Here is a 4572-nt window from a genome sequence, read left to right on the forward strand (position 1 = left end):
GCAGGAGACGCAGGCTGCACGGCGGTGAGTCAACCAGTTCAGCCGTCAAGACAACCCAACGCGTCTTGACCACTGAAGTTTCAACGATCTGAAAGATATAAGGAGACCCCATGAGCCACACCACCACCCGACGCAGCGCACTCACTCTGTTGGCTGGCCTCGTCGCCCTGGCCGGCGCACCGACCACGCACGCGCAAGCTTTCCCGTCCAAGCCGCTCACCCTGGTCGTGCCTTTCCCAGCTGGTGGTGGGCCGGACCTGGCGGCCCGGGTATTTGCCGAGAAACTGGCACCCCGACTGGGCCAGGCGGTGGTGGTGGAGAACCGCCCCGGCGCTGGCGCCCTGCTGGGCGCAGGGGTGGTGGCCAAGTCGGCGGCCGATGGCCACACCCTGCTGTTCACCCCCAACACGGTGGTCATCTCCCCGCATGTGCTGGCGCCCGGTGCGGGTGGCGGGGTCGATGTGCAGCGCGACCTGATGGCCGTCATCGCCCCGGCCACCACGCCCATGGTGCTGTTGGCCAGCCCACAGCTGGGGGCGAACAACCTCAAGGCGGCGCTGGACCTGATCCGCAAGACCCCAGGCATGCCCTACGGCAGCCCGGGCAACGGTTCACCCATGCACTTTGCGGGCGAGATGTTCCAGCGCGCCGCCAAGGTAGACCTGCTGCACGTGCCCTACCGCGGCGTGGCACCGTCCATCACCGCCGCGCTCGGCGGCGAGGTCAAGCTGCTGTTCACCGGCCTGGGCGGTGCGGTGCAGCACATCAAATCCGGCAAGCTGGTGCCGCTTGCCGTGACCGAGCGCGCGCGCTCTGAGCTGATGCCCGAGGTGCCGACCGCCACCGAGCAGGGGGTGCCCGGTGTCGAGGTCGAGGCCTGGTACGGTGTGTTCGCCCCTAAGGGCACGCCGGCCGCGGTCGTCACGCGGCTGAACCAGGAGTTCAACGCCGTGCTGCAGATGCCCGATGTGCGCAGCAAGCTCACCGCCGCCGGCCTGGAGCTGGTGGGCGGCACCCCGCAGCAACTGGAGGCCTTCGTCAAGGCCGACCACCAGCGCTACGGCACGCTGGCGCGCGAGCTCAACATTAAGGCGGATTGAGTTGGTAAACCCCTTGCGCCGCTTCGCGGCTTCCCCCTCTCTGGCGCGGCTGCGACGCTGGGCGGGGGACGCTCCCTGTGGCCCGGCAAAGCCGGTTCCACGGGAGCACTGGATGGGATCGCTCCTTCGCAGCGCTGGCCATCCAGGCTGAGCATTTCCGTACGTCAGAGTCTTCCCCATGCGTAAACGGCCGAACTTCCTGTTGTTCATCACCGACCAGCACCGGGCCGACCACCTGGGCTGCGCAGGGCATCCGGACGTGCGCACGCCGCACATCGACGCGCTGGCCGCGCAAGGCCAGCGTTTCACCGACTTCCACGTCGCCACGCCCATCTGCCAGCCCAACCGCGCCTCACTCATGACCGGGCGCCTGCCCAGCGCCCACGGCGTGCAGATGAACGGGCGGGAGCTGTCCCTGGGCGAGCGCAGCTTCGTCGAGACGCTGCGTGCGTCCGGCTACCGCACGGCGCTGGTGGGCAAGTCGCACCTTCAGAACATCACCGCCGTCCCGCCACCCTGGCCGGGCGCGGGCCAGCGCCTGCCCGACGATGCCCGCAGCCCCCATCCCGGACGCTACGGGCAGGAAGTGGCCACCCGCTGGGCCAGCGACCCGGCCTTCGACCTCGACCTGCCTTACTACGGCTTCGAACGGGTGGCGCTGACCATCGGCCACGCGGACGAGCAACAGGGCCATTGGCGGCGCTGGCTGCGCCAGCAATGGCCCGACGCCGACCAGCTGATTGGCCCCGAAAACGCGGCGCCCTCGCCCGGCCTGGCCCTGGGACGGCTGCGCCAAGCCTGGCGCACCCGGGTACCGGAAGACCTCTACCCCACGGCCTACATCGCCGACCGCAGCTGCGACGAACTGCAGCGCCTGGCGCGCGAGGCGGCGCCGTTCTTTCTGCAGTGCTCCTTCCCCGACCCGCACCACCCCTTCACACCGCCCGGGCGCTACTGGGACCTGTTCGACCCCGCCACGGTGCAGCTGCCGCCGACCTTCCACGCCGAGCTGGTGGACCCGCCACCCGCGGTGGCCTGGCTGCGCGCACAGCGCAAGCGCGACCCGGCCTTCCGCCCCGGTCACGGCGCGTTTGCCTGCACCGAGCAGGAGGCGCGCGAAGCCCTGGCGCTCAACCACGGCAGCCTGGCCTGCATCGACGACGCCATCGGTCGCGTGATGGCCTGCCTGCGCGCGCTGGATCTGGACCGCGACACCATCGTCATGTTCACCAGCGACCACGGCGAACTGCTCGGTGACCGGGGCTTGATGTTCAAAGGCGGCCTGCACTACGCACCGCTGACGCGGGTGCCCTTCATCTGGCGCGACCCCGCACAGACCCGCAGCGGGCAGACGGTCAGTGCCCTGGCCCAGACCACCGACATCGCGCCCACGGTGCTGGTGCGTGCCGGTCTGCAGCCCGCCAACGGCATGCACGGGCTGCCGCTGCAACCGGTGCTGCAGGGGCAGGCGGACAGCGTCCGCGAGGCGCTGCTGATCGAAGAGGAAAGCCAGCGCAGCGACTTCGGGCTGGACCGTCGCGTGCGGATGCGCACCCTGCGCGACCACCGGCACCGCTACACCGTTTATGACGGCCAGCCCTGGGGCGAGCTGTACGACCTGGAGGCCGACCCGCTGGAGCTGCACAACCGCTGGAACGACCCGCGGGCGCGTGGCCTGCGGGGCGAACTGGCCGAGCGTCTGGCGCGCGCGATGCTGACCAGCACCGACAGCAGCCCCTACCCGACCGCCTCGGCCTGAGAGGCGCTAGGTCAGAGGTCCAGCACCAGCCGGGCGCTCTTGCAACCCGACACGCAGACCATCATCGACCGGTTCGTGGCCTGCTCGGCCGGCGTGAGCACCGAGTCGCGGTGGTCCGGCTCGCCTTCGAGCACGCGGGTTTCGCAGGAGCCGCAGATGCCCTCTTCGCAGCTGAACGGCACGTTGGCGCGGAGGTCGATCAGGCACTGGTGCAGGGTCTTGTCGGGCGTGACCTCGAAGGTCTTGGCGCTGCGGCGCAGTTCCACCGTGTAGGCCTGCTTCGCATCGGCCGATGCGGCCACTTCCACGGCAGCGAAGCGCTCGATGTGGGCGTTGGCGTGGCCCAGTGACTCGCAGGTCTTCTCGAAGTTGTCCAGCATCACGGCCGGGCCGCAGGCGTAGTAGTGCTCGCTGGCCGACGCAGGGCGCCGGCCCAGCAGGGCGTTCAGGTCGGGCGGGCCGCCGCGCTCGTCGTCGAAGTGCCAGGTCACCGTCACGCCCAGCGCCTCGATCTCCGCGATGAAGGCCGCGCTCTTGCGCGAACGTGCGAAGTACAAAAACTCGAAGCTGCGCCCCAGCGCCTGCAGCCGCCGCGCCATGCAGAGCAACGGCGTGACGCCGATGCCGCCCGCCACCAGCACCGAATGGCTGGCGTCCTCGTGCAGCGGGAAGTTGTTGCGCGGCACGCCGATGGTCAGGCGCATGCCCACGCGCAGCTGCTCGTGCACGCAGCGCGACCCACCGCGGCTGGCGCGGTCCTTTAGCACACCCAACACGTAGCGGTGGTTCTCGCGGCAGTCGTTGCACAGCGAATAGCTGCGCACCATGCCGTTGGGCAGGTGCAGGTCGATGTGAGATCCAGCCTCGAAGGCCGGGAAGCTGGCGCCGTCCACCGGCCGCAGCTCGACGCTGATGATGTCGTCGGCCTCGAAACGCAGCGTGTGGACCCAGGCCTGCAAGGAAGTGGCGTTGCTCATCGTGTGGTCGCGTGTGTGGGTCGGTTCAGCGCAGCGCCTGTTCCAGCTGCTGGTTGGCCAGGTTGCGCAGGTGACGGCGCAGGCGGACGATGCCCATGTCGTGCTGGTACAGGTGCTCGCGCTGGTTGGCGTCGGGCTCCATGTTCTCCACTGCCACGCGGTCCTGCTCCAGCACGTTCCAGTGGCGCTGTTCCAGCCGGTTCTTGTACAGGAAGCGCCAGGTGTCGCGCTGCCAGCCGTCCACCTTGCGGCAGCGCCAGTGGAACACGCCGGCCGCGCGCTTGTTGATGGGCGTGTAGCTGCCGATGATGGTGAAATTGCCGCCAGGACCACCGGTCTTGGGGTAGGGGATTTCCAGGCGCATGACGTGGATGCCCAGGTCCAGCCACTCGGTCCAGTCGAAGTTGACGCCGCGCTGCCCCTTCTTCTCGAAGATGAAGCCGTTCTCGACTTCGCGGATCTGGAACTCGGCCGTGTTCTCGCCCTCGCTCATGGTGTGCGACTGCTTGTGCAGGTACACGCCGTGCATCGGGTCCATCACGTTGTCCACCACATAGCGGTAGTCGCCGCCCCATTCGGTGTAGCAGAGGAAGGAACTCCACTCGGGCGAGGTCAGCTGCTCGGGCAGGCGCAGCGGCGGGGCTTCGTCCAGTGCCGGGTTGCTGGCGTTATACAGAAAGATGGCGCCGTTGCTCTCGGCGGTGTGGAACATGCGGGCGGCGCGCGAGCCCTCGAG

4 protein-coding genes are annotated in these 4572 nt (G+C 69.0%); 2 read left to right on the plus strand and 2 right to left on the minus strand.

The annotated features are described in order from the left end of the window. The first annotated feature begins 110 nt into the window (after positions 1-110). Both ACR2JA_RS06415 and ACR2JA_RS06420 read left to right on the plus strand, forming a co-directional pair. Positions 111-1100, plus strand: a complete 990-nt coding sequence (locus tag ACR2JA_RS06415) for a Bug family tripartite tricarboxylate transporter substrate binding protein (RefSeq protein ID WP_434008275.1) — start codon at positions 111-113, stop codon at positions 1098-1100. Positions 1101-1278: 178 nt separating this feature from the next. Beyond that, positions 1279-2859 (plus strand): sulfatase family protein, encoded by a 1581-nt coding sequence (locus ACR2JA_RS06420; RefSeq protein WP_434008276.1) that lies wholly within the window; start codon positions 1279-1281, stop codon positions 2857-2859. 11 nt (positions 2860-2870) lie between these two features. Here the strand turns inward: ACR2JA_RS06420 and ACR2JA_RS06425 are convergent, their stop codons facing one another. Together ACR2JA_RS06425 and ACR2JA_RS06430 are read right to left on the minus strand one after the other, a co-directional pair. Continuing rightward, positions 2871-3836 carry a PDR/VanB family oxidoreductase gene (locus tag ACR2JA_RS06425; protein WP_434008277.1) on the minus strand — a complete coding sequence of 322 codons (966 nt, stop codon included), beginning with the start codon at positions 3834-3836 and terminating at the stop codon, positions 2871-2873. Between the two features lie 25 nt (positions 3837-3861). After that, positions 3862-4572 (minus strand): 3-phenylpropionate dioxygenase (locus tag ACR2JA_RS06430; protein ID WP_434008278.1); only part of this gene is annotated, 711 nt, incomplete at its 5' end.

It is taken from the genome of Hydrogenophaga sp. (genome assembly GCF_051007235.1).
Classification (GTDB): domain Bacteria; phylum Pseudomonadota; class Gammaproteobacteria; order Burkholderiales; family Burkholderiaceae_C; genus Hydrogenophaga.

Coding starts and splice junctions, on each gene's coding strand:
- ACR2JA_RS06415 (WP_434008275.1), top strand. CDS start 111: ATGAGCCACACCACCACCCGACGCAGCGCACTCACTCTGTTGGCTGGC.
- ACR2JA_RS06420 (WP_434008276.1), top strand. CDS start 1,279: ATGCGTAAACGGCCGAACTTCCTGTTGTTCATCACCGACCAGCACCGG.
- ACR2JA_RS06425 (WP_434008277.1), bottom strand. CDS start 3,836: ATGAGCAACGCCACTTCCTTGCAGGCCTGGGTCCACACGCTGCGTTTC.